At 61.8% G+C, this 22,727-nt stretch carries 24 protein-coding genes; 5 read left to right on the forward strand and 19 right to left on the reverse strand.

The genetic code is table 11. From position 1 onward, the window contains the following. Nucleotides 1-59 precede the first annotated feature (59 nt). From rny to ftsY, 5 genes are all read right to left on the reverse strand, one after another. Entirely contained in the window at nt 60-1,607 is a 1,548-nt protein-coding gene (gene rny, locus PUQ42_RS03280) for a ribonuclease Y (RefSeq protein WP_087309891.1), read from the reverse strand. Between the two features lie 614 nt (nt 1,608-2,221). Next, complete coding sequence (locus PUQ42_RS03285) at nt 2,222-2,515, reverse strand: cell division protein ZapA (RefSeq protein WP_087309893.1); 294 nt, start codon at nt 2,513-2,515, stop codon at nt 2,222-2,224. 40 nt (nt 2,516-2,555) lie between these two features. Beyond that, nucleotides 2,556-2,885, reverse strand: coding sequence for a hypothetical protein (locus tag PUQ42_RS03290; RefSeq protein ID WP_273370965.1), 330 nt, complete (start codon nt 2,883-2,885; stop codon nt 2,556-2,558). A 67-nt stretch (nt 2,886-2,952) separates the two neighbouring features. After that, nucleotides 2,953-4,251, reverse strand: coding sequence for a 30S ribosomal protein S12 methylthiotransferase RimO (gene rimO / locus PUQ42_RS03295; RefSeq protein ID WP_273370967.1), 1,299 nt, complete (start codon nt 4,249-4,251; stop codon nt 2,953-2,955). Beyond that, complete coding sequence (gene ftsY / locus PUQ42_RS03300; RefSeq protein WP_087309899.1) at nt 4,238-5,239, reverse strand: signal recognition particle-docking protein FtsY; 1,002 nt, start codon at nt 5,237-5,239, stop codon at nt 4,238-4,240. Before ftsY ends, rimO begins: the two co-directional genes overlap by 14 nt. Before the next feature lie 92 nt (nt 5,240-5,331). Here ftsY and PUQ42_RS03305 point away from each other — a divergent pair, with 92 nt between their 5' ends. Beyond that, a complete protein-coding gene (locus PUQ42_RS03305; protein WP_273370969.1) occupies nt 5,332-6,228 on the forward strand; it encodes a hypothetical protein in 897 nt (298 codons plus the stop codon). 295 nt (nt 6,229-6,523) lie between these two features. On the opposite strand, the gene PUQ42_RS03310 is transcribed toward PUQ42_RS03305, so the two are convergent. From PUQ42_RS03310 to PUQ42_RS03345, 8 genes are all read right to left on the reverse strand, one after another. Continuing rightward, entirely contained in the window at nt 6,524-7,759 is a 1,236-nt protein-coding gene (locus tag PUQ42_RS03310) for a glycosyltransferase family 4 protein (protein ID WP_273370971.1), read from the reverse strand. 5 nt (nt 7,760-7,764) lie between these two features. Next, nucleotides 7,765-8,958: a glycosyltransferase gene (locus PUQ42_RS03315; protein ID WP_273370972.1), complete on the reverse strand. Its 1,194-nt coding sequence runs from the start codon at nt 8,956-8,958 to the stop codon at nt 7,765-7,767. Between the two features lie 249 nt (nt 8,959-9,207). Beyond that, nucleotides 9,208-9,366, reverse strand: coding sequence for a DUF4295 domain-containing protein (locus PUQ42_RS03320; protein WP_087309905.1), 159 nt, complete (start codon nt 9,364-9,366; stop codon nt 9,208-9,210). A gap of 13 nt (nt 9,367-9,379) precedes the next feature. Then, on the reverse strand, nt 9,380-9,562 hold the full coding sequence (gene rpmG, locus PUQ42_RS03325) for a 50S ribosomal protein L33 (protein WP_087309907.1): 183 nt from the start codon (nt 9,560-9,562) through the stop codon (nt 9,380-9,382). A gap of 15 nt (nt 9,563-9,577) precedes the next feature. Beyond that, nucleotides 9,578-9,811 carry a 50S ribosomal protein L28 gene (rpmB, locus tag PUQ42_RS03330; RefSeq protein ID WP_087309909.1) on the reverse strand — a complete coding sequence of 78 codons (234 nt, stop codon included), beginning with the start codon at nt 9,809-9,811 and terminating at the stop codon, nt 9,578-9,580. Between the two features lie 280 nt (nt 9,812-10,091). Further along, entirely contained in the window at nt 10,092-11,345 is a 1,254-nt protein-coding gene (locus PUQ42_RS03335; protein WP_273370977.1) for a competence/damage-inducible protein A, read from the reverse strand. Between the two features lie 4 nt (nt 11,346-11,349). Continuing rightward, nucleotides 11,350-12,585 carry a quinone-dependent dihydroorotate dehydrogenase gene (locus PUQ42_RS03340; protein WP_273370980.1) on the reverse strand — a complete coding sequence of 412 codons (1,236 nt, stop codon included), beginning with the start codon at nt 12,583-12,585 and terminating at the stop codon, nt 11,350-11,352. A gap of 47 nt (nt 12,586-12,632) precedes the next feature. Beyond that, the gene (locus tag PUQ42_RS03345) at nt 12,633-13,628 is read right to left on the reverse strand and encodes a 4-phosphoerythronate dehydrogenase (protein WP_273370982.1); all 996 of its coding nucleotides are present in this window, start codon (nt 13,626-13,628) and stop codon (nt 12,633-12,635) included. A 174-nt stretch (nt 13,629-13,802) separates the two neighbouring features. Between PUQ42_RS03345 and PUQ42_RS03350 the strand changes: the two genes are divergently transcribed. From PUQ42_RS03350 to PUQ42_RS03365, 4 genes are all read left to right on the forward strand, one after another. Continuing rightward, nucleotides 13,803-14,840: an agmatinase family protein gene (locus tag PUQ42_RS03350; protein WP_122120315.1), complete on the forward strand. Its 1,038-nt coding sequence runs from the start codon at nt 13,803-13,805 to the stop codon at nt 14,838-14,840. 19 nt (nt 14,841-14,859) lie between these two features. After that, nucleotides 14,860-16,254 carry a Na+/H+ antiporter NhaA gene (nhaA, locus tag PUQ42_RS03355; protein WP_087309919.1) on the forward strand — a complete coding sequence of 465 codons (1,395 nt, stop codon included), beginning with the start codon at nt 14,860-14,862 and terminating at the stop codon, nt 16,252-16,254. A gap of 4 nt (nt 16,255-16,258) precedes the next feature. Continuing rightward, the gene (locus PUQ42_RS03360; protein WP_087405145.1) at nt 16,259-16,963 is read left to right on the forward strand and encodes an FKBP-type peptidyl-prolyl cis-trans isomerase N-terminal domain-containing protein; all 705 of its coding nucleotides are present in this window, start codon (nt 16,259-16,261) and stop codon (nt 16,961-16,963) included. A gap of 95 nt (nt 16,964-17,058) precedes the next feature. Continuing rightward, a complete protein-coding gene (locus tag PUQ42_RS03365) occupies nt 17,059-18,165 on the forward strand; it encodes an FKBP-type peptidyl-prolyl cis-trans isomerase (protein WP_122120317.1) in 1,107 nt (368 codons plus the stop codon). Nucleotides 18,166-18,428: 263 nt separating this feature from the next. On the opposite strand, the gene PUQ42_RS03370 is transcribed toward PUQ42_RS03365, so the two are convergent. The 6 genes from PUQ42_RS03370 to hisA form a co-directional block, all read right to left on the reverse strand. Beyond that, entirely contained in the window at nt 18,429-18,800 is a 372-nt protein-coding gene (locus PUQ42_RS03370) for a DUF3127 domain-containing protein (protein WP_273370988.1), read from the reverse strand. 156 nt (nt 18,801-18,956) lie between these two features. Continuing rightward, the gene (gene tatC / locus PUQ42_RS03375) at nt 18,957-19,841 is read right to left on the reverse strand and encodes a twin-arginine translocase subunit TatC (protein ID WP_273370990.1); all 885 of its coding nucleotides are present in this window, start codon (nt 19,839-19,841) and stop codon (nt 18,957-18,959) included. A 234-nt stretch (nt 19,842-20,075) separates the two neighbouring features. After that, nucleotides 20,076-20,288 (reverse strand): twin-arginine translocase TatA/TatE family subunit, encoded by a 213-nt coding sequence (gene tatA, locus PUQ42_RS03380; protein ID WP_087405147.1) that lies wholly within the window; start codon nt 20,286-20,288, stop codon nt 20,076-20,078. Nucleotides 20,289-20,461: 173 nt separating this feature from the next. Next, a complete protein-coding gene (gene hisIE / locus PUQ42_RS03385; protein WP_273370993.1) occupies nt 20,462-21,082 on the reverse strand; it encodes a bifunctional phosphoribosyl-AMP cyclohydrolase/phosphoribosyl-ATP diphosphatase HisIE in 621 nt (206 codons plus the stop codon). Nucleotides 21,083-21,217: 135 nt separating this feature from the next. Continuing rightward, nucleotides 21,218-21,970 (reverse strand): imidazole glycerol phosphate synthase subunit HisF, encoded by a 753-nt coding sequence (hisF, locus tag PUQ42_RS03390; RefSeq protein ID WP_273370995.1) that lies wholly within the window; start codon nt 21,968-21,970, stop codon nt 21,218-21,220. After that, entirely contained in the window at nt 21,952-22,683 is a 732-nt protein-coding gene (hisA, locus tag PUQ42_RS03395) for a 1-(5-phosphoribosyl)-5-[(5-phosphoribosylamino)methylideneamino]imidazole-4-carboxamide isomerase (protein WP_087309931.1), read from the reverse strand. Before hisA ends, hisF begins: the two co-directional genes overlap by 19 nt. Between the last annotated feature and the right edge of the window lie 44 nt (nt 22,684-22,727).

The raw sequence follows: 22,727 nt of genomic DNA on the forward strand, positions 1-22,727 counted from the left end.
CCTCTTCAGCTTTTTTCGTCGATGCCTCTTTCCCAGGGGCGCCGACGTCCGGCCGGCGCCTATTTGGCGTAGGCGACGGCGCGGGTTTCGCGGATGACGGTGATCTTCACCTGGCCCGGGTAGGTCATCTCGTCCTGGATCTTCTTGGCGATATCGTGCGAGAGTCCCTCCGATTCCTGGTCGGAGAGTTTGTCGGCTCCGACGATTACACGCAGTTCGCGTCCGGCCTGGATGGCGTAGGTCTTCACGACGCCGGGGTACGACAGTGCGATATCCTCCATCTCCTTCAGACGCTTGATGTAACTCTCGACTACCTCGCGGCGGGCTCCCGGACGGGCTCCCGAGATGGCATCGCAGGCCTGGATGATCGGGGCGATGAGCGAGGTCATCTCCACCTCGTCGTGGTGGGCGCCGATGGCGTTGCAGACTTCGGGGCGCTCCTTGTATTTCTCGGCGAGCTTCATGCCGATGATTGCGTGCGGCAGTTCGGGCTCGTCGTCGGGCACCTTGCCGATATCGTGCAGCAGACCGGCACGGCGGGCGATCTTGGGGTTCAGACCCAGTTCGGAAGCCATGATACCGGCCAGGTTGGCCGTCTCACGGGCGTGCTGCAACAGGTTCTGGCCGTAGGACGAACGGTATTTCATCTTGCCGATCAGACGGATCATCTCGGGGTGCAGACCGTGGATACCCAGGTCGATGGCCGTGCGTTTGCCGACCTCGACGATCTCCTCCTCGATCTGTTTCTTGACCTTGGCTACGACCTCTTCGATGCGGGCCGGGTGGATGCGGCCGTCGGTGACGAGCTGGTGGAGTGCCAGACGGGCGATTTCGCGACGCACGGGGTCGAATCCCGAGAGGATGATGGCCTCGGGGGTGTCGTCGACGATGATCTCGATGCCGGTGGCGGCCTCCAGGGCACGGATGTTGCGGCCCTCACGGCCGATGATGCGGCCCTTGACCTCGTCGCTCTCGATGTTGAATACCGTGACGGCATTCTCGATGGCGGTTTCGGTGGCCACGCGCTGGATCGAGGCGACGATGATGCGTTTGGCCTCCTTCGTGGCGGTCATCTTGGCCTCTTCGATCGTCTCGTTGATATAGGCGGCGGCTTCGGTCTTGGCCTCGGCCTTCATGTTCTCCATGAGGATGTTCTTGGCCTCCTCGGTGCTCATGCCGGAGATCTGTTCGAGGCGGACGTTCTGTTCGCGGCGCACCTGGTCGATCTCCTCCTTCTTGTGCTCGAGGATCTGCAACTGGTTCTGCATCTGCTCCTTGAGACGATCGTTGTCGCGGAGCTTGTTCTCCAGGTCGCGTTCCTTGTTCTGGAGGTTCTGCTCGAGCTGCTTGGCGCGCTGTTCGCTCTGGTTGAGTTTCTGGTTGCGCTCGTTTACCTGACGGTCGTATTCGCTCTTGAGTTGGATGAACTTCTCCTTGGCCTGAAGGATCCGCTCCTTCTTGATCATCTCGGCTTCGGCTTCGGCCTCCTTGAGTGCGGCATCGCGGCGTTTGCGGATCGTGTTCTTGACGACGAAGTTCGTAATCACCGCGTAAATCGCAATGGCGACCACTGCCGAGATGCAGGCTACCAAAATGGTGGTATACATTGGTCTTTACGTGTTTTTAATTTATAAATAGGTGTTAGTTAGTAAATTCAAAAAAAAACCGCATAGCTTCCTTAGTCTCGTTTGACGAATCTGCAAGATAGGTCATGTGTGGGGGCTCCGAGTATCGCAATCTTCCAACGGTGCGCCGTAACGCACTCCCCAATGCGGGTAGTAAGGCCTGATTTTGAAGCATCGGGAGTTGCCCCAATATAAAAAGTGTTCAGTTTCGCAAAGCTTTAAGGAATCTATGCGGGTAGATTCTGATATGTAAAAAGAACGTTGTCGAGGTTGGGCGCGGTTCGTATGCCGCCTGCGGCCCCTCTTTTTGCTATCGGTTCGGGTTTCCGGCTTTCGGGCCCTCCGTTTCGGATCAACCCTTTCGGCCGGATTCCTCCGGTAATTTTTCGTCTCGTCTGTCTCCTCTCTTCGTCTTTCTTTTTCCTCCTGTTCGTCCTTCCCCTCAGAGCGTCCTTACGACCATTCCTTCAGAGCGTCCTTACGACCTTCCCTCCTTCTCCGTCTTCTCCGTCTTCTCCCTCCTTCTCCGTTGCCCCGTTGCTCTTTTGTTGCCCCGTTGCTCCGTTAGCCCCCCCCCTGGAGGCCCCCCCCTCCGGTCAGAGGGTGTTGAGGTAGGTGTCGATGTCGGAACTGATCTTCTCGAGGTGTTTGAGATCCTCGTTGTCGAGTTCGCGGCTCTGTCGGATGCTGACGTTTGCGATGGCGAACTTCAGGGCGGCCATGGCCAGGTAATCCTGCTCACCCCAACCCTTGATGTTCTGCTGCTTGATCAGCGCGACATAGGAGTTTACCTCTCTTTCGGCCAGACGATAGGCCTCCTCTTTCCCGCTTTCGATGTTGAAAGGGTAGCTTTTGCCGGCTATCTTGAGGGTTATCGCCTGTTTTGCCATTTTCTGTTTTTTTTATATTCGTTTCGTCTCGGGTTACGCTCTACTTCCCGTTTTTGGCCGATGAGGCATCGGGGAGTGCGGCGGATTGGCCCAGCAGTGCGATGCATTTGTCAACCTCCCGCATCAGTCTGTTGACACGTGCCCTCGCCTTTTCGCGATTCGGACCTCCGCCGGCAAGACCTTCGGCAAGCTGCATTCTGGCTACCTCGGCATCCAGAATCCGGATCCGCTCCTCGAGCGAACGCTTCTCGATGCGCAGGGCATCGCGTTGGGCGGTCAGCTCGCTGCAGCGTTCGGAGAGCCTTTTGTGGTCGTCGATCAACTGCCTGACACGGGCTTCGATGTTCGTTATCACACTTTTATCGGCCATCGGTGTCGGTATGAGTCCGTTTTGCTTTTTCAAAGGTAAGCAAAAAAAGGATAAAACACAAATTATTTTATTTGCCGATGGGCGAAGCGTAGAGATCGTAGTCCTCGGCCGCGTCGATCCGCACGCGGTAGAAGTGGCCTTTGAGCAGCCGTTTCTCTCCGGCCGGGATGTGGATCTCCTGGTCGACCTCGGGCGAATCGTACTGCGTGCGGCCCACATACCAGTCGCCTTGGCGCGAGTCGATCAGCACCCGCTCCTCGCGTCCCACGCGGCGGCGGTTGTTCTCGAGCGAGATTTCGTTCTGCAGCGCCATGATGCGCTCGACGCGCTGCTGCTTGACCTCCTCGGGGACGTCGTTGCGGAGCTTCTCGGCCGACCAGGTCCCCTCCTCCTCGGAATAGGCGAAGACGCCGAGCCGCTCGAAGCGCACCTCGCGCACGAAGTCGAGCAGCTCCTCGAAGTCGGCCTCCGTTTCGCCCGGATAGCCCACAAGCAGCGTCGTGCGCAGCGCCAGATCGGGGATCGCTGCACGCAGTTTGTGGATCAGCTCCAGCGCCTCGGCCTTCGTGTGGCGGCGCAGCATGGCCGAGAGTTGTGCGTCGGAGATGTGTTGGAACGGGATGTCGAGGTATTTGCAGATCTTGGGCTCCGAGGCCATCACCTCGATCACATCCTCGGGGAAGGCCGCCGGATAGGCGTAGTGGAGGCGGATCCACTCGATGCCGTCGATGCGGCACAGACGGCGCAGCAACTCGCCCAGGCGGCGTTTGCCGTAGAGGTCCAGTCCATAATAGGTGGTGTCCTGCGCGATGACGATCAGTTCGCGCACGCCTGCGGCAGCCAGTTTGCGGGCCTCCTCCTCCAGCTCCTCGATCGGTACGGAAACGTGTGGTCCGCGGATGAGCGGAATGGCGCAGTAGCCGCATTTCCAGTTGCACCCCTCGGAGATCTTCAGGTAGGCGTAATGTTTCGGCGTGGTGAGGTGGCGTTCGGTCACCAGCTCGGGATCCTCCGAGGCCCCCAGTGCGCGGACGATGCCGTCCCACGTGCGGGCCCCGAAGTATTCGTCCACTTCGGGAATCTCGCGGCGCAGTTCGTCGGCGTAGCGCTCCGAGAGGCATCCGATGACGAAGAGGTGCTCGATGCGTCCGGCCTTCTTGGCCTCGGCGGCGCGGAGGATCATCTCGATGGACTCCTGCTTGGCGTCGCCGATGAAGCCGCACGTGTTGATCACGACCACCTTGGCATCCGTGCGGTCGCTGTCGAAAAGAACCTCGTAGCCCGCGGCGGCCAACCGCGCCATGAGGTGCTCGCTGTCGACGGTGTTCTTCGAGCAGCCGAGCGTGATGACGTTAATCTTTTTCATGGCCGAACAATGCGTTGACAAACTCCCGGCGGTCGAAGATGCGCAGCTGGTCGATCCCCTCGCCGATGCCGATGTAGCGCACCGGGATGTGGAACTGGTCGCTGATGCCGATCACCACGCCGCCCTTGGCCGTGCCGTCGAGCTTGGTGATGGCCAGCGAGGTGACCTGCGTGGCCTGGGTGAACTGCCGCGCCTGTTCGAAGGCGTTCTGTCCGGTCGAGCCGTCCAGCACGAGCATCACCTCGTGCGGGGCGCCGGGGATCACCTTGCCCATGACGTTGCGGATCTTCGTCAGCTCGTTCATCAGGTTGATCTTGTTGTGCAGACGCCCGGCCGTGTCGATCAGCACCACGTCGGCGCCGTTGGCCTTGGCCGAGGTGAGCGTGTCGTAGGCCACCGACGCGGGGTCGGAGCCCATCTGCTGGTGAATCATCGTGGCACCGGCGCGGTCGGCCCAGACCTGCAACTGGTCGATGGCCGCGGCACGGAACGTGTCGGCCGCCCCGATCCAGACCTTGCGCCCGGCCTTGACGAGCTGTGCGGCCAGTTTGCCGATGGTCGTGGTCTTGCCGGCGCCGTTCACCCCGACAACCATTACCACGTAGGGTTCGCCCTCGCGGGCGTCGAGCCCGAAGTGCGTGTCCGAGCCGTGGGCCTCCTCAAGCAGCGCGGTGATCTCCTCGCGCAGGATGCGCTGCAGTTCGGAGGTGTTCATGTACTTGTCGCGGGCGACGCGCTCCTCGATGCGGCGGATGATCTTCACGGTGGTCTCCACGCCGACGTCCGAGGTGATGAGCACCTCCTCCAGGTCGTCGAGCACGTCGGCATCGACCGTCGAGCGTCCGGCCACGGCGCGCGCCAGCTTCGAGAAGAGACCGCTCTTGGTCTTCTCCAGTCCGGCGTCCAACTCCTGCTGCTGCTTCCGGAGCTGCTCCTCGGAGGCGGGCGCCTCCTGCTGTTTCTTGCGGAAAATATCGAAAAATGCCATGTGCGGAATTTTTACGCGTTCATATTTGCGACAAAGATACGAAGAATGTTTGGAAAAGCGTTATCTTTGCTGCACAACCCGTACCAGAGAAGATGAAAAGAATCGCACTGCTGCTTCTGGCAGCCTTTTTCGGGGCTTTCGCAGCCTCTGCTCAGGACCTGATCGTGAAGATCGACTCGACGAAGATCGAGGCCCGGGTGATCGAGATTTCGCCCGAGAGTGTCCGCTACAAACGCTTTTCCAATCCCGAGGGGCCGACCTACCTCCTGCCCACGGCCGAGATCCACTACATCCGCTACGCCAACGGCGAGATGGAGTATTATACGCGAGCGGCGGTTCCTGCCGTACCGGCGGTCCCCGAGGCCGCAAATCCTGCCGGGGAGCCGCAGGCCGTCCCCGCACCGCTCATGACGCAGACGGCCGGCGGACAGTATGTGCTCAAGGAGTACGAGATCGGGGAGTTGTATGATCACAACGGCGTGAAGGGGGTTGTGTGCCTGCTTTCGGATGACAAGCGCCACGGCCTGGTTCTTTCGCTCGACGAGATCTACCTCCACTGGAGCGAATTCCGCAAACCGGATCTGCGACTGGTCGGCGCCGACAACCGGACCGACGGTGCGGAGAACATGGTCCGGGTGGCCCGCTACATCGAGGAGAACAACCTTTCGTGGGAGGATTTCCCGGCCTTCAAGTGGTGTCGCGACAAGGGCGAGGGGTGGTATCTCCCCTCGATTGACGAACTGCTGACGATCGGCCACAACTACAACGGCGGTTCGCGTCTGCACAACGACCGTCAGGCCCGCAACAAGTTCAACGAAGCCCTGAAGGATGCCGGCGGAAAACGTATGGACCGGATGGTCTACTACTTCTCGTCGACCGAGATGGATGAGAAGAACGCCTACACCTCGCACATGAGCATCGAACCTCCGTACGTGGTGGAGATTCCGAAATACAACAAGTTCCTCGTGCGGGCTGTGCACCGTTTCTGAGGCGGCCCCGGGACGGATACACGGCTGCGCAGAAGAGACCTCGGCCGGGAATCGGGGGCGACCTCTCGACATGCACAGCAAGAACAGAAAAGGACGGAGCGCTGTCATGCGTTCCGTCCTTTTTTTGCGGGTTCTTGCCGGATTTTGCAGAGCCGGTTTTGCCGGGTCGGTCGTGATGCGGTCGGGTTGCCCCCCCCCTTGCTGCCTCTCGGTCACCTTCCAGCCGCCATTTGGTGCCTTTCTGCCGTTGTCCTACAAGGTCCTGCCGTCAACCTGTCCCCGCCTCAGGTCCCTCTCAGAGACTCTCGATCAGGGCTCGCAGCCGGGGAATGATCACCTCCCAGGAGTAGTATTTCTCGACGTAGGCCGGACCGCATTCGGCAATTTGCCGCCGCAGCTCCTCGTCCTCAAGCAAGCGGTGCAGTTTTCGCCGGAAGTCACGCCAGTTGTTGTACCACAGCGCTGCACCGCTCAACTTGCAGTGATCCTTCATCACCTCGCTTTGTCCGTTCACCAGCACGGGAATGCGGTTCTGCATCGCCTCGAGCATCAGCAGCGAAAGACTCTCCAGTTTCGAAGGGTTGATGATCACCGAGGCGTGACGGACAATGGCGCTCTTTTCGGCATCGTCGACGAATCCCGTCAGAATGACCTCTCCGGAGTCGGGATTTTTGATACAGGGATCGACGCCTCCCACCAGCACCAGCTTGACATCTCCGCCGTAACGGCGTTTGTACCGCAGAAATTCGGGAATGATGCGGTTGATCTTCTGCCGGGTGACGCGTCCCAGAAAGAGAACGTAGCGCTCGGGCAGGGCGTAACGCATTCGTACGGAGTCCCAGTCGGCAGGTTCGACCTGCTCGATACCACACCCCACGATGCTTCCGGGAGCCATGGCCCGGCCGAAGATCCGGCGGCACAAACGCTCTTCGGCCGGCGTGTTGAAGGCGATGTGGCGTACGCGGGTGAACATGCCGACGTTGATTCCGTAATAGAGCGGGTTTTCGGGATGAGCCAACGGGATGAGAATGCTCTTTTCGGGGGCGATCGTGGCTCCGAGAACCGTCTGGCTGAAGTAGAAATTCATGAAGAGAAGGGCCTGATACTCGTCGTGGTGGTCGCGGATGAATTCCAGCATTCGGGGAGTATGGTTGGGCTGGGATTCGAACGAGCGTCGTTCGGCCTCGATTCCGAAGCGCCACTCGGAAAGGTGCGATCCGAGGAATCCGAGGATGCCGAGACGGGCAAGACGAACCCGGATCCGGCGGGCCGTTTTCCCGCGCCGGTAATATTCGTCATGACGCTGGAAATCGACCGGTTGGGGCTTGAAGCGGCGGATCAGCACTCCGTTCTCGATCGACGTGCCCTCGGCAAAGTCCCGGGACGGATCGTTGAATATGCGGGTGGTTGTGGTCAGTACCTCGACATCGTAGTAGGGGGTCAGCCGTTCGGCCAGCATGCGGCAGTGGGCTTCGGCCCCACCGTTCACCTCTTTCCCGTAACGGATGATGATGAAGGCGATCTTTTTCATGTTCGTTAATGCAAATCCTTGAAGAGTCGGAGCCATTGGGCACCGATGATATCCAGTTTGTAGTTTTCGACCTGTCGGTACCCGAGTTCCCGCATCCGGACCTGTGCTGCCTCGTCGAGCATGGCGGCCATCAACTGTTTGACATATTGACGCTTGCTGAACGAAGGGACCAGAATCCCGGCTTCGCCGTTGCGGGTGATCTCCCGGGCGGAGGCGTAGGAGTCGTACGTAACGGGAATCGCGCCGTATTGCTCTCCCTCAAGCAGGGACATGGGAAGCCCTTCGAACGAGGAGGTCAGGCAGACGAACGTTGCCCGGCGGTAGTAGGGGCGGACATCATTCCGATAACCGACAAACTCCGCCCGACGGAGTTTCAGTCTCGCGGCCAGTTTGAGCAGATTCTCCCGTTCGGGGCCGTCTCCGACGAGGATCAGCCGCCATTCGGGAAGCGATTTTTCGATCCGGTGCCAGATTTTCAGCAGCCGATCCACCCGTTTGTCGCTGTGGGAGAGGCGTCCGACAAACAGGACGATCTTTTCCTTGGGGCAACGGGTCGGTTCCTGGGCCGGTTGAAGCGGATTGGCGATGGCGGCGAAGCGTGCCGGATCGGGGTTGTATCCGTATTTCTGGAGATCGTCGTACAGTTGGCGGGCATATTCCGGACAGAGCGAGACAAAGCGGTCGGTATTCCGGCTCATCTCCGCGTAGAGTTTCAGATACCGCCGTTGGAGCTTGTCGGTCAGCCGGTAGACGGGTTTGCGCAGGAGGAGGAATTCCACTCTCCGGCCCAGGGTCGGATTGTACAGCTGCCGGCTTCTCAGACTCATCAGATTCTTGACCTCCCACAGGGGGGTGCTGTGCAGACAGTAGATCAGACGGCTTCGGACCCGATGGTAGAGCGCTTCGAGCGGGAACTGGCTGAAGTTTTGAATGATCAGTACATCGACCTTTTCGCTGTCGAGCGATTCGAGCAGGAAGCGGATGTTGGTCGGATGGCTTTCGCATGCGGGATCGGGGAGCACTCTGGTTTCGAGGGCTTCGCGATCCTCTTCCGTGAGCTTCTCTTCCCGGAGCAGGGAGGTGTAAACAATCACCCGGAGCCCCTGTTGGTGGAGATAACGGGCCAGTGTGCGTGATACGGTTTCGGCTCCGCCCAGAGGAAAGGGTCTGTTGTAGAATGCTACTGTCCGGACATCCATCGTCGTTGTGTGCAATAAGCAATAAAGTAAACCGAATAAAGATAGCTCTTTTTGTCGAGACCGCCAAACCGGACGGTCAAACCGCTTTTCTGACCGTATCTTTGCGGGCTGCCATGCTCCTGCCCCCCCCCTCTCTCCGGCTTGTCCTGCCTCTCTCCTGGTTGGGTTGGACCGCTCTGCCCGCAAACACAAAGGGCACCTCCTTGCGAGATGCCCTTTGTATTTAAGAGAACAACTCTTAAATACGGATTATTTCTTCTCTTCGAAGAAATCCTTCACCTGGTCGTTGGCAATGATACCCTCCTTGAACATGTAGGCTCCGGTCTTGTCGGACTTGACCATCTTGATGCACTTGGTGAACTGCTTGCCTGTACCGGTCTTCAGCGTTGCGACTACTTTCTTTGCCATAGAGCTCTTCTAACTATTTGATTTCACGGTGTAAGGTTACACGCTTGAGGAACGGGTTGTACTTTTTGCGTTCGAGACGTTCGGGCGTGTTTTTCTTGTTTTTGGTGGTGATGTAACGGGACATTCCCGCAACGCCGCTCTCTTTCTGCTCGGTGCACTCGAGAATTACCTGCACTCTGTTGCCTTTCTTTGCCATGGGTTACAGTTGATTTTAGTAGACGCTTTTGGGAGCGGCAGCCTCACGCATGGCTACTGCAAGCCCCTTCTTGTTGATGGTTTTCATGCCGGCGGCCGATACCTTCAGGGTGATCCAGCGGCCTTCCTGCTCGGACCAGAAACGCTTGGTTTTCAGATTGGGACTGAATTTGCGTTTGGTCTTGTGGTGGGAGTGGGATACGTTGTTGCCCACAACGGCCACCTTGCCAGTGATTTCGCAAACTTTCATGGTTCTAAAATTTTGTTAAAGCCCTTTTTGGGCTTGCAAATATACAACCTTTTCGTCAAAACGCAAAGCGCGTTGACTTTTTTTCGGTTCGGCCGCCTGTTTCCGGCCGTAATTTTCCGCGATGCCGTTTTTTAGCCGGTGTTTTTCTGCGGCTGCTTTTCTTTCGCCCGCCGGGTCCTCTTTTCCTCTCCGCCCCTCTCTGCCTGGTTCTCTCCCGTTCTGCCGGGTTCTTCCCCTCTCTCCTCCGGGTTGCCGCTGTGCCGTCCGGTTGTTTATGCGGTTACTGCTCGGTCGTCGCGCCGTCGAGGGCGTCGCGCAGCAGCGAGATGGCGAAAGCACTGGCGCGGTCGATGATCTGACCGCGGTCGGTGCCGCACTGCTTGACGACGGCCCGTGTGCCGGTGGGGGTAGCCACGGCGATCCAGACCGTGCCGACGGGTTTCTCGGCCGAACCGCCCGTCGGGCCGGCGATACCGGTCGTGGCCACGGCGTAGTCGGCGTGACCTACGCGGCGGGCTCCTTCGGCCATCTGGCGGGCCACCTGTTCACTCACCGCGCCGTAGCGGGCGATGTCCTCGGCGCGGACGCCCAACACGTCGACCTTGGCCTCGTTGCTGTAGGAGACCACGCCGCAGTGGAAGTAGGTCGAGGCGCCCGGCAGGGCCGTGAAGCGCGAGGCAATGGTGCCGCCCGTGCAGCTTTCGGCCGTGGCCAGGGTCAGGTGACGTTCGGTGAGGATGCCGTGGACAAGCTCCTGCATCGAGGCCGTTTCGAAGCCGATGACGTTGTGGGGGATCAGCTGGCGCAGCTTCTCGAACTGGCGGTCGATCTCGCGGGCGACGCTCTCACCCTCGACCTCGTAGGCCGACAGGCGCAGCCGTACGGCGCCCGGATTGGGCAGATAGGCCAGTTTGAGGTAGGGCGGCAGGGCATTCTCCCAGCTTTCGATGCGTTTGGCCAGCATCGATTCGGCCAGTCCGGCGGTGATCATCGTACGGTGGACGATCTGCCGCAGCGAGAAGCGGGCCTTCAGACGGGGCATCACCTCGTCCTGCATCAGGTGCTCCATTTCGAACGGCACGCCGGGCAGCGAGACCACCACGTGGCTGTCGCGTTCGAACCACATGCCGGGAGCCGTGCCGTGGGCGTTGAAGAGCACCGTGCAGCAGTCGGGGACCAGCGCCTGCGAACGGTTGAGTTCGTTGAAGTCGATGCCGCGGGCCGTGAGCATCCGCTCGACATGGTCGGCCACCGTCTGGTCGTAGTGCATGCCGCTGTGGAACATCTCGGCCAGGGTCTTTTTGGTGATGTCGTCCTTCGTGGGGCCGAGGCCGCCGGTGATGACCGTCACTTCGAACTGCTCCAGGGCGCGGCCGACGCACTGCTGGATCTGTTCGCGGTCGTCGCCGATCGAGATCTTCTCGCGCACGACGATGCCCGCCGAGTTGAGGTGTTTGGCAATGGAGACCGAATTGGTATCCACGATCTGGCCGATGAGAATCTCATCGCCGATGGTAATGATCGTTGCTTTCATGGTTTTATGCCTGTTTCCCGGACTCTTCGGGAGTCGCCTGCGCGGCGGCAGGGTCGGCCGTGCGGGGCGTGGCCTCCGGGAGCCCGGAGTCTGTATGTTCCGAATGGGGGTGCGGCCGGCCGTCGGTGTCGGCAGAAGCTTCGGTGTCGGCCGGTTTGGCTGCGGAGCTCTCCGAAACGGTGCGGGCCGCCTCGGTCTGGCTCTGCAGCCCGTCGGCGATCAGCTGGCGGCAGATGCGACCCACGAGCCCCGGTCCTTCGTAGATATAACCCGTGTAGAGCTGCACCAGGTCGGCTCCGGCATCGAGCATCGCCCGGACATCTTCGGGGGTCATCAGACCTCCGACGCCGATGATCGGATAGGTGCCGCCCGAGCGGGTGTGGATGCGGCGGACGATCTCGACGGCCCGACGGGTCAGGGGGGCTCCGCTCAGCCGGCCGCTGCCGATCTTATCGATCGAGACGCGGCTCGTCTGCAGTCCTTCGCGGCGGTAGGTGCCGTTGGTGGCGACGATGCCGTCGAGCGGCGTCTCGAGCAGGATGTCCGCCACGCGGTCAACCACCTCGTCGGGCATGTCGGGCGAGACCTTGAGCATGATCGGCCGGTATTGGTTCTGCCCGCGGCGGAAGTCGAACAGCGGGCCGAGGATCCGCAGGATGTACTCCCGGGTATGGGTCGTTCCTTCGCGGCAGGCGTTGTCGCAGCTGACGTTGACGGTGAAATAGTCCACGTATTGGTAGAGATTGCGGAAGACCTTCAGGTAGTCGGCCGATGCGTTTTCGGGGAGGGTGCTGGTGTTTTTGCCGATGTTGCAGCCCACGATTACGCCGTCGTGCGGGCGGCGCAGGTGGCGGATGGTGACCTCCAGACCGCGGTTGGCCAAGCCGATGCGGTTGATGATGGCGCGGTCCTTGGGCAGGCGGAAGACCCGCGGCCGCGGATTGCCCGGCTGGGAGCGCGGTGTGACGGTGCCGATCTCGACGAATCCGAAGCCCATGGCGGCCAGTTCGCGATAGGCTTCACCGTTGCGGTCGAAGCCGGCGGCCAGCCCCACGGGGTTCTTGAAGCGGATGCCGAAGACCTCGCGTTCGAGCGAGGGGTGCTCCACGGCATAGCACTTGTGCAGCAGCCAGCGTCCGCCGGGGATGAGCCCGATGATGCGCAGGAAGAGCACCACGATCCGGTGCGCCCGCTCGATCGAGAGCGAGAAGAGCAGCGGTTTTATAAGCTTGCGGTACATATCGCGGGCAAAGGTAGTGAAAAAACGGTTATGCTGAACGGCCCAAGTCAAAAATACTCACGCCGATAGGCGTAGTTGTCGCGCAGCGCCTCGAAGGTTTCGGGGTGTTGTTTCAGACGCGCGCTTTCGGCCTCGATGTCGTAGTGTTGCGGGATGGTGCGGCAGAGCTCCTCCCAGCTGACGGGCCGGGGCTCGGAGCGTTCGACCTGCGGCGGATACCACCCTTCGAGCGGCAGGTGGAAGTGGCGGCTCACGGCGGCTACGGCCATGGCCGTGGCGTTGGCCTTGCCCTGCATCGAGTAGCCGGCGATATGGGGCGTGGCGAGCAGCGCTCCGTCGAGCAGCACGGGATCGAGCGCCGGCTCGTGCTCCCAGACGTCGAGCACCCAGCGTAGGCCGCTCTTCGGCAGGGCCTTGCTGTCGACCACCTCGCCGCGCGAGGAGTTGATCACCACGGCGCCGGGGCGCATCATCTGGAAGAGCCGGGCGTCGGCCATGTGGCGGGTCGAGGCGTCGAGCGGCGTATGGAAGGTGAGCAGATCGGCCTGCCGGGCCACCTCTTCGAGCGTCAGGAAGCCGCACCGCTCGCGCTCCTCGCGCGGCGGGTCGCAGCACACGACGCGGAAACCCCACGACTCGGCGTAGCTCTTGACCAGCGAGCCGACGTGTCCCACGCCGACGATGCCCAGTGTCCGCTCCTCGGGGCGCCATCCCTCGCGGCGCGCGAGCGTGGCCAGCACGGCGCCCACCCACTGCAGTACGCCACGGGCGTTGCATCCGGCGGCCGTGGCCACCTCGATGCCGTGGCGGGCGCACCACGCGAGGTCGATGTGGTCGAATCCAATGGTGGCCGTGGCGATCATCCCGACGCGCGAACCCTCGAGCAGGCGGCTGTCACAGCGTGTCCGCGTGCGGATCACCAGGGCGTCGGCCGTGCGCACCTCCTCGGGCGTGAACCCCCGTCCGGGGCGGTAGCGTACTTCGGCGAAGGGTTCCAGAACGCCCTTCAGAAAGGGGATGGCTTGATCGACAATGACTTTCATGGCGTATGACGGTTTACGGCCGGGCCTCGGCGGCCCGCTGCGGGTGCGCAAATATAGCAAAATAGTCGACAGAGTGTACACGACGGTCAAAATGGCGGTTTTGTGCGGGATTTTTGCCGCCCGCCTCCGTCGGTTTGGGCAAAAATTCGTACCTTTGTCTTTCAAACGCATATTATGGAACAGAAAACCTTCGATCCGGACGGCGTAGGTGTCGCCACCGGGAGCTATTTCGGGCTTCCGTTCGAACCCGAAACCTCGGCGCTGGTGCTGATCTCGGCCCCGTGGGACGTGACGGTCTCCTACGGCGCCGGCACGGCCTATGCGCCGGATGCCATCATCGAGGCCTCGACGCAGCTCGACTTTCACGAACCGCTGGCCCCCGGAGCCTGGCGCCGCGGCATTGCCACGGCCGATATCGACTACACGATCCAGGAGCAGTCGCAGCGCCTGCGCAGCGATGCCGAACGGGTGATCGACCACCTTGAAGGGGGCGGTGAGATCGACGACGACTATGTCGTGCGCAAGATCCGCCGCGTGAACGAGGGGAGCCGCGCCCTGAATGCCAACATCGAGGCACAGGCCGCCCGCTGGCTCGACCAGGGACGGCTGGTCGGTCTGGTTGGCGGCGACCACTCGACCCCCTACGGACTGATCCGTGCGCTGGGGGCGCGCCACGCGGAGTTCGGCATCCTGCACGTCGACGCCCACCGCGATCTGCGCGAAGCCTACGAAGGGTTCGAATACTCGCACGCCTCGATCATGTACAACGTCCTGCGCGACGTGGGGCAGGTGCGGCGCCTGGTGCAGGTGGCCGTGCGCGACTTCAGCGCCACGGAGGCGGCGATGGCCGAGGCCGACGAGCGCGTCGTCTCGTTCGAGGACCTGGAGCTGGCCGGCGGGCGTTTCCGCGGCCAGACGTGGGACGAACAGTGCCGCCGCATCGTCGCCGAACTGCCCCGGGAGGTCTACGTGAGCTTCGATATCGACGGTCTGAGCTTCGATAACTGTCCCCATACCGGGACGCCCGTCTGCGGCGGGTTGAGCTTCAACGAGGCCGTCTGGCTGCTCCATACGCTGGTCGAGTCGGGGCGGCGGATCATCGGCTTCGACGTGGTGGAGGTCTGCCCGGCCCCCGAGGGGCGCATCGACGCCATCACCGGGGCACGCATCTTGTGGAAACTCTGCTCGCTGACACTCAAGTCCAACGAATAGACCTGCCTTTGCTGAAACGATGAGACTCTTTTCGAAGTTCCGCTGGGTCCGCCGGCGACACCTGATGAGCCTGCGCGGACAACTCTTTCTCGAGGCTCCCTGGGCGGGCGGCGCCGTGCTGCTCGTCTGCGTGGTCGCAGCCATGCTGCTGGCCAACCTCCCGGCCACGAAGATCTACTACCACCATCTGCTGGAGACGGATCTCTCGCTGCTGGTGCGTTCGCCCGACGGCGTGATCAACTGGTTGTTCCCGCGGGGCATGACCGTCGAGAAGTTCGTCAACGACGGTCTGATGGTCATCTTCTTCTTCGCCGTGGGGCTGGAGATCAAGCGCGAGGTGGTCTGCGGACAGCTCTCCTCGGTGCGTCGGGCCATCCTCCCGGTGCTGGCCGCGGCGGGCGGCATGCTCGCTCCGGCGCTCATCTTTCTGGCGTTCAACCACGGTACGGAGGCCGTCAACGGCTGGGGAATCCCCACGGCCACCGACATCGCCTTTGCCGTCGGGGTGCTCTCGATGCTGGGCGACCGCGTCCCGGCGTCGCTCAAGATCTTCCTCACGGCACTGGCCGTGGCCGACGATCTGGGGGCCGTGCTGGTCATTGCCCTCTTCTACGGCGGGCACGTCGAGTTGACGTGTCTGGTGCTGGCCCTGCTGATCATGGCCGGGGTCTACGTGATGAACCGAATGGGCGAAAAGCGCATGTTCGCCTATCTGCTTCCGGCCGTCGTGGTCTGGGGGCTGTTCTACTATTCGGGCGTGCACTCGACCATCTCGGGGGTGGCCATGGCGTTGCTGATCCCCATGCAGCCGCGTTACAGCCGGGAGTATTTCGCCCACAAGATGAAGTGGCTCAACGCCCGGGTGGTGCGGGCCGCCACGCACGAGGATTTCCCCAACGAGGAGCAGCGTTTCTATCTGCGGCGCATCCACAACCTTACGAGTCAGTCGGTGGGGATGAGCTACCGCCTGGAGCACGCCCTGGCCCCCTATGTGGCCTTCCTCATCATGCCGGTCTTCGCGCTGGCCAACGCCGGGGTGGAGATCTCCTCGGCAGCCTATTTCGATATCTTCCACCGTTCGGCCGAAACGGGGGCCGTCGGCATGGGCATCTTTTTCGGACTGCTGGTCGGCAAACCGCTCGGAATCTTTCTGGCCAGCTGGGGCGCCGTGCGTGCGGGACTGGCCGAACTGCCCGAGGGAACCTCGTGGCGGATGCTGCTGGCCGTGGCCTGTCTGGGCGGTATCGGCTTCACGATGTCGCTCTTCGTCGATTCGCTGGCCTTCGACGATCAGGCACTCGTCGACCGGGGCAAGATCTCGATCCTGATGGGATCGGTCGCCGCGGCCGTTGCCGGAAGCGTGCTGATCCTGCTCTTCTCGCGAAAAACGAAAAAGCTACAAAACAATGCATAAAACGATGAAAAACCTGCTTTGGATCCTCCCGGCGGTGGCCCTGCTGGGGGGCTCGTGCTCGAAAAAGTCGGGCGGCGGGGGTGTGAAACTCCGCAACGACGTGGACTCGGTGGCCTACGTCATCGGCATGAACGTGGGGCTGAATCTGCAGCGCATGGACTCGACGCTCAACGTCGAGGCGGTGTGTGCGGGCATCCGGGATATCTTCGCCGGGCGGCCCGTCCTGACAACCTCCGAGGCCGAGACCTTTTATCTGAGCTACGTGAACTACGCCCTCCCGGAGAAGGCCCGGGCCTACGAGGAACGGTTCCTCGAGGATATTGCCAAATCGAACCGTTCGTATGCACGCACCTCGTCGGGCGTGACCTATACGGTCGAGGAGGTCGGCGACCAGAACCGGATCCCCGTGTCGGACCGCGACAGCGTGGCGCTGCGCTGGGTGATCCGCACGGCCGACGGACGGGAGATCCTCTCCTCGTACGAACGCGGCGATACGGTGCGTTCGACGCTGCGCGACCTGAACCGCGGCGTGCAGGAGAGTCTGAAACTGATCGGCGTGGGCGGCCGCATCAATGCCTGGATGCCCTCGTCGGTCACCTACGGCGCCGACGGTGACAAGACGCTCGGAATCGGTCCCAACACGACGCTCTGCTATCAGATCGAGCTGCTCGATCTGGACAAGTATGCCGATCGGTTCCGCCGTCGATAATTTGCGCGAAGAAAAATCGGTCATTATCCAATATTTTACTATCTTTGCGCGTGCGAAAAAAAGCAAACATTCAACATACATATTCAAAAACAACCATGAAAAGAGTCTTTTTTGCCGCAGCGCTTGCAGGTGCGGCGATGCTTGCCTCCTGCGGGGGCAACAAGACCGGAGTCGAGATGGGCAGCCTGTCGAAGTTCGATTCGCTGTCGTACGCCCTGGGTGCGAACATCGGCTACGGCATCAACTATGAGATGAAGGACATTCCGTTCGATTTCAAGGCTGTCGACAAGGGTATCCGCGAGGGGGCTCTGGACAAGGCCTCGCAGCCGCACGACGAGTCGCTTGACATGCTGCGCGAATACTTCATGTCGAAGCGCGGCGAGCGCGCCCGCGCCATTGCCAAGAAGCGTGCCGAGGCCGACAGCGTACGTCTGGCCGGCGGCGATTCGACCAAGGTCGAGTATCCGGCCGCCGATCCCGAGATGTTCGAGTCGGAGGAGGAGCGTACACAGCTCTCCTACGCCTTCGGTAACGACATCGGCTACAACATCGCCAACAGCGGTATGCCGGTTCAGGTGGTATGGATCTGCGAGGCCATGCAGAACGTCCGCGACAAGAACGCCAAGATGGATGAGGATGCCGTGAACCAGTACCTGCAGTACTACTTCATGGTAAAGCGTCCGGCCGAGAATGCCGAAGCTTCGAAGACCTGGCTGGAGAAGATCGAGAAGAAGTCGGGCGTGAAGAAGACCGAATCGGGTCTGCTCTACAAGGTGACCGAGATGGGCGATACGACGATGATGGCCAAGGATCCGCGCGACGTGGTGAAGGTGCACTACACGGGCCGCACGCGTGAGGGCAAGGTCTTCGATACGTCGAAGTTCGCCAACCGTCCCAAGGAGCAGCAGGAGATTCTCAAGAAGCAGCGTCCGGACAGCTATGACAAGGACGAGCCCGTGGAGTTCCCGCTCAATCGCGTGATTCCGGGTTGGACCGAGGGCCTGCAGCTTGTGGGCAAGGGTGGCAAGATCACGCTCTGGATCCCCTCCGATCTGGCCTATGGACAGCGTGGCGCCGGTCGTGACATCGGTCCCAACGAGGCGCTTGAGTTCGAGGTCGAGTTGATCGACGTAACTCCCTACGAGGAGCCGGCTCCGGCCGATTCGACGGCTGCAGCTCCCGCCGTTGAGCCTGCCAAATAAGGTTTCACATCAGCGATAAAAAATCCCGGAATGCTTGCGGCATTCCGGGATTTTTTGTTTGGCGTTCCGTTTGGGCTTCTGACGTCAGGGTACCGCCTTCTTTCAGAGGTCCTTCTCAGCAAGTTCCTCTCTCTGCAGCCCTCTTTTTCTGCGGCCCCTCTCTCAGCCAGCGGCCCTTCTCATCCTTTTTCTGCGACTTCTCTCTCAGCCAGCGGGCCCTTTCCCTCACACTGCGGCCCCTCTTTCTCAGCGGCCCCTCGGACTCAGAAGGGGAGGTCGTCGACCTCCTGGGAGGGAGTCGAGGCGTAGGAGGGTTCCTCGACGATGGGAGGCATGTCGGGCATCGGTGCTGCGGCGGCCGGCTCCTGCTGCTTGGGCTGGATGCGCCAGGCACGCACGTCGGTGTACCAGCGGCCGTTGTATTCGCGCGACTCGATGTTGACCGAGACGGTATAGGCGGCACCCTCCTTCAGCCGGGCCACATCGTCGGGCTTGTTGAAGAACGTGACGCAGATCTTGCGGGTGAACGATCCCTCGTTCATCTCAAAAACCACATCCTGACGCTGCCATTCACCGCGGGCCGAAGTGCCCTTCGTGACCGGCAGTATTTTGTAGACGGTTCCTTCGAATTCCATAATTTCGTATCGTTTTTTGGTGATTGTCTCCTCTGCAGACCGTGCGGAAAGGGACTCCGGCGCGGTGCTCCTGCAAAGATAGGCAAATTTTGCGATTCCGCGTCCCGGAACCTTGAATTTTCCATCTTCGGGAGTCCGGTCCCGCGGGATTGAACCTCAATCCTCGTCGTCGGGCCTGCTCTGGCAGGGGTGCTTGCGCTCGATGCGCTCGGCCAGGCGGATGCTCAGTTCGTAGAGCCCGTAGAGGGGGATGATCACCAGCACCAGGCTGAAGATGTCGGGCGGGGTGATGATGGCCGAGATGACGAGCAGAATGACGAAGGCGTGGCGGCGGTAGCGCTTCAAAAAGGCTGCCGAGACGATCCCCATGCGCGAGAGGAAGTAGATCAGCAGCGGCAGTTCGAACATGAAGGCGCAGGCCATCGAGACGACAATGACCGTCGAGAGGTAGTCGCCGATGTCGATCATGTTGGTAATCTCGGGGCTGACCTGGTAGTTGGCGAAGAAGTTGATCGACAGCGGTACCATGATGAAGTATCCGAAGAGCAGCCCCGTGAAGAAGCACCCCGAGACGGCGGTGACGAACCAGCGTGTGCCGGCAATCTCGCGCGGGGTGAGGGCCGGCCGTACGAACTGCCAGAACTCCCACAGCACGTAGGGCATGGCCAGGGCGATGCCCGCGACGAGCGAGATCTTCATGTGGAGATTGAACTGTCCGGCCAGCGAGGTGTTGATCACCTGGAAGCGGTCCGAAGCAATTTCGAACGAGGCGACCGATGTGTCGAACGAGGTTCCGAGCGTGGCATTGAGCCATTCGGCCAGGTGGGCCCATTCGACGCCGATCCACGAGAGCAGCCGGTTGGTGGGGAAGTCGGCCTGCCGGGGTCCGAAGAGGACGGTGTCGATGATGAAGCCCTTGCAGAGGAATGCTGCGATGCCGATGAGGACGATGGCCAGCGCCCCGCGTACCAGATGGGGGCGCAGGGCGTCGAGGTGCTCGAAGAAGGTCATCTCCGAGGAGTCGGGTTCGGGGTGTTTCATGCGGCGGATGGCGTTTGACAGCGGAGTTCAGACATCGACGGGTGAGGCCGGCGGGTCGGAGCGGCGGAACGGACTGCCCGGCGAAGCAGCGGAACGTGGCGTGCAACGGACCGCGTGACGGGGCTGACGCTGTGCGGGGATCCGGGGCCGGCCGGGCTGACGGTGTGCGGGGGGCCCGGGACCGGTGCGGGGTTGACGGAGCACGAGAATCCGGGACCGGTCGCGGGACGGCGGCTACTTCTCGGACTCCTTGCCCGACGAATCGTTTTTGCGGTTGGCCTGATTCTCTTCGGCGGAGTAGTCCTTGTTGACGGCATCCTTGAACTCCTTGACGCCGCGGCCCAGACCGCGCATCAACTCGGGAATCTTGCGCCCGCCGAAGAGCAGCAGAACGACCAGCACGATGATCAGCAGTTGTCCGTAACCGATTACACAGGGAATGAACATCTCTTTCAGTTTTGTTTAGGTTTCTGGGGCGGATCCGACCTTCGGATTCCGTCGGGGTCGGCCCCGGGCGCGCAGGGTGCGCCTCCGGTCCGGGACCTCTTTCTGACAAAGATACGGATTATTTGGACAAATCCGCGTGCGGGGACGGAATTTTGCGCTCCGACGGAGGGGATTCAGGCGTGACGCCGGGCCAGTTCGCGCTCGAGATCGGCAATCGACAGACCGGTGGCCTCGAGCAGCACGAGCAGGTGGTAGACCAGGTCCGAAGCCTCGTAGACCAGGGCGTCGCGGTTGCCGGCCACGGCTTCGATCACCGTCTCGACGGCCTCTTCGCCGACCTTCTGGGCGATCTTGTTCACGCCGCGCGTGAAGAGACGCGAGGTATAGGAGCCTTCGGGCATCTCGCGGTGGCGTCCCTGGATGACGCTCTGCAGGTAGCGGATGAAGCCCTCTTCGTCGGGTGTGGCCTTGCCGAAGCAGGTGCGTGAACCGGTGTGGCAGGTGGGGCCGTGGGGGATGACCCGCACGAGCAGCGTGTCGGCGTCGCAGTCGGCGGCCACCGAGACCGCTTCGAGCCAGTTGCCGCTGGTCTCGCCCTTGGTCCAGAGGCACTGCCGCGTGCGGCTGTAGAAGGTGACGCGGCCCTCGGCGAGGGTCTTCTCGTAGGCCTCGCGGTTCATGTAACCCAGCATGAGCACCTGCAGCGTGCGGTCGTCCTGGATGATGGCGGGAACAAGCCCGCCGGGGAGTTTTTCGAGGTTGAGCTCCGAAAAGGAAATTCCTGAAATCTTCATGGTATCTGTTTTTTTGTCGGTTTGTTTTTTGTCGGTTTGTTTTTGCGGGGCGTCGGGCGGCAGGAGACCGGACGTGGTTGGTCCGCTCGACAGGTCCGGCAGGCCCGGATGGTTCGGATGGCCCGGGGAGCGGCTTCAGAGGCGGACGGGGATGCCGCGCTCACGGAGCTCCCGCTTCAGGCGCGGAATCGGAATCTCTCCGTAGTGGAAGATGCTGGCGGCCAGTGCGGCGTCGGCTCCGCCGCGGGTGAGCACCTCGGCGATGTGGCCGACGGTGCCGGCTCCGCCCGAGGCGATGACCGGCACGGGCAGTTCGGCCAGCCGGGCGAAGGCCTCGCACGGGTAGCCGTTCTTCGTGCCGTCGTGGTCCATCGAGGTGAAGAGGATCTCACCGGCGCCGCGATCGACAGCCTCGCGGGCCCACGTGAAGAGTTCGCGCTCGGTCAGATGTCGTCCGCCGTGGGTCGTCACCCGCCAGCGGCCGTCGATCTGCCGGGCGTCGATCGCCACGACGACGAACTGCGAACCGTATTTCGAGGCGATCGAGTCGATCAGCGCGGGGTTTCCGACGGCGGCGCTGTTGACCGTCACCTTGTCGGCCCCGGCATCGAGCAGCCGTCCGGCGTCGTCGACCGAGGCGATGCCGCCGCCGACGGTGAAGGGGATGTCGATGCGGGCGGCGATGTGCGAAACCAGATCGGTGAAGGTGCGGCGCCCCTCCTGCGAGGCGCTGATGTCGAGGTAGACCAGTTCGTCGGCCCCTTCGGCGGCGTACTTGGCCCCGAGTTCCACGGGGTCGCCGACGCGGCGCAGATCCTCGAAGTGAATCCCCTTGACGGTCTGCCCGTCGCGGATGTCCAGACAGGGTATTATTCGTTTTGCAAGCATCGTTCTATTTCCTCCAGGGTGATACGTCCTTCGTAGAGCGCCTTGCCGATGATGACGCTCCGCAGTCCCAAAGTGTCGAGGCGGCGGATGTCGTCCATCGACGAGATGCCGCCGCTGACCGTGACCTCGACCGTCGGGAACTGCTCCTGCAGCCGGGTGTAGAGCTCCGCACCGGGGCCGCAGAGCATGCCGTCGCGCGAGATGTCGGTGCAGATGACCTGCGCGAGGCCCTGCGGCAGGAAGCGTTTGATCAGTTCGTCGGCCGTTGCCGTCGACTCTTCGAGCCATCCCAGCAGGGCCACCTTGCCGTCGCGCAGGTCGGCGCCGAGGATCATCCGCCCGGGGCCGAACTCTCCGAGCCATGCGGCGAACCACTCCGGTTGCCGCACGGCCACGCTGCCGCAGATGGCCCGCCGGGCGCCGGCGTTGAAGACGTCGTGCAGCGCCTCGCGGCTCTTGATGCCGCCGCCGTACTCGATGTCGAGCTCCGTGCGCGAGGCAATGCGCTCCAGCGTGCGGAGGTTGCGCGGTTCGGAGGCCTTCGCACCGTCGAGGTCGACCACGTGGAGGCGGCCGATGCCCGCCCCTTCGAAGCGGAGCGCCGTCTCGAGCGGATCCTTGCTGTAGACTTTCCGGCTGGCGTAGTCGCCCTGCGTGAGGCGTACGCACTGGCCCTCGATGAGGTCCATGGCCGGTATGAGGGTGATGTTCATGGTTTTTCGTGGTTTGTGGTGGATATGTCCGGTCGTATCGGTGG

This window comes from Alistipes megaguti (assembly GCF_944320325.1).
Lineage (GTDB): Bacteria > Bacteroidota > Bacteroidia > Bacteroidales > Rikenellaceae > Alistipes > Alistipes megaguti.

Bases quoted from the DNA above. Each gene is read 5' to 3' on its own strand.
- rny (WP_087309891.1), bottom strand. From the start codon at position 1,607: ATGTATACCACCATTTTGGTAGCCTGCATCTCGGCAGTGGTCGCCATT.
- PUQ42_RS03285 (WP_087309893.1), bottom strand. From the start codon at position 2,515: ATGGCAAAACAGGCGATAACCCTCAAGATAGCCGGCAAAAGCTACCCT.
- PUQ42_RS03290 (WP_273370965.1), bottom strand. From the start codon at position 2,885: ATGGCCGATAAAAGTGTGATAACGAACATCGAAGCCCGTGTCAGGCAG.
- rimO (WP_273370967.1), bottom strand. From the start codon at position 4,251: ATGAAAAAGATTAACGTCATCACGCTCGGCTGCTCGAAGAACACCGTC.
- ftsY (WP_087309899.1), bottom strand. From the start codon at position 5,239: ATGGCATTTTTCGATATTTTCCGCAAGAAACAGCAGGAGGCGCCCGCC.
- PUQ42_RS03305 (WP_273370969.1), top strand. From the start codon at position 5,332: ATGAAAAGAATCGCACTGCTGCTTCTGGCAGCCTTTTTCGGGGCTTTC.
- PUQ42_RS03310 (WP_273370971.1), bottom strand. From the start codon at position 7,759: ATGAAAAAGATCGCCTTCATCATCATCCGTTACGGGAAAGAGGTGAAC.
- PUQ42_RS03315 (WP_273370972.1), bottom strand. From the start codon at position 8,958: ATGGATGTCCGGACAGTAGCATTCTACAACAGACCCTTTCCTCTGGGC.
- PUQ42_RS03320 (WP_087309905.1), bottom strand. From the start codon at position 9,366: ATGGCAAAGAAAGTAGTCGCAACGCTGAAGACCGGTACAGGCAAGCAG.
- rpmG (WP_087309907.1), bottom strand. From the start codon at position 9,562: ATGGCAAAGAAAGGCAACAGAGTGCAGGTAATTCTCGAGTGCACCGAG.
- rpmB (WP_087309909.1), bottom strand. From the start codon at position 9,811: ATGAAAGTTTGCGAAATCACTGGCAAGGTGGCCGTTGTGGGCAACAAC.
- PUQ42_RS03335 (WP_273370977.1), bottom strand. From the start codon at position 11,345: ATGAAAGCAACGATCATTACCATCGGCGATGAGATTCTCATCGGCCAG.
- PUQ42_RS03340 (WP_273370980.1), bottom strand. From the start codon at position 12,585: ATGTACCGCAAGCTTATAAAACCGCTGCTCTTCTCGCTCTCGATCGAG.
- PUQ42_RS03345 (WP_273370982.1), bottom strand. From the start codon at position 13,628: ATGAAAGTCATTGTCGATCAAGCCATCCCCTTTCTGAAGGGCGTTCTG.
- PUQ42_RS03350 (WP_122120315.1), top strand. From the start codon at position 13,803: ATGGAACAGAAAACCTTCGATCCGGACGGCGTAGGTGTCGCCACCGGG.
- nhaA (WP_087309919.1), top strand. From the start codon at position 14,860: ATGAGACTCTTTTCGAAGTTCCGCTGGGTCCGCCGGCGACACCTGATG.
- PUQ42_RS03360 (WP_087405145.1), top strand. From the start codon at position 16,259: ATGAAAAACCTGCTTTGGATCCTCCCGGCGGTGGCCCTGCTGGGGGGC.
- PUQ42_RS03365 (WP_122120317.1), top strand. From the start codon at position 17,059: ATGAAAAGAGTCTTTTTTGCCGCAGCGCTTGCAGGTGCGGCGATGCTT.
- PUQ42_RS03370 (WP_273370988.1), bottom strand. From the start codon at position 18,800: ATGGAATTCGAAGGAACCGTCTACAAAATACTGCCGGTCACGAAGGGC.
- tatC (WP_273370990.1), bottom strand. From the start codon at position 19,841: ATGAAACACCCCGAACCCGACTCCTCGGAGATGACCTTCTTCGAGCAC.
- tatA (WP_087405147.1), bottom strand. From the start codon at position 20,288: ATGTTCATTCCCTGTGTAATCGGTTACGGACAACTGCTGATCATCGTG.
- hisIE (WP_273370993.1), bottom strand. From the start codon at position 21,082: ATGAAGATTTCAGGAATTTCCTTTTCGGAGCTCAACCTCGAAAAACTC.
- hisF (WP_273370995.1), bottom strand. From the start codon at position 21,970: ATGCTTGCAAAACGAATAATACCCTGTCTGGACATCCGCGACGGGCAG.
- hisA (WP_087309931.1), bottom strand. From the start codon at position 22,683: ATGAACATCACCCTCATACCGGCCATGGACCTCATCGAGGGCCAGTGC.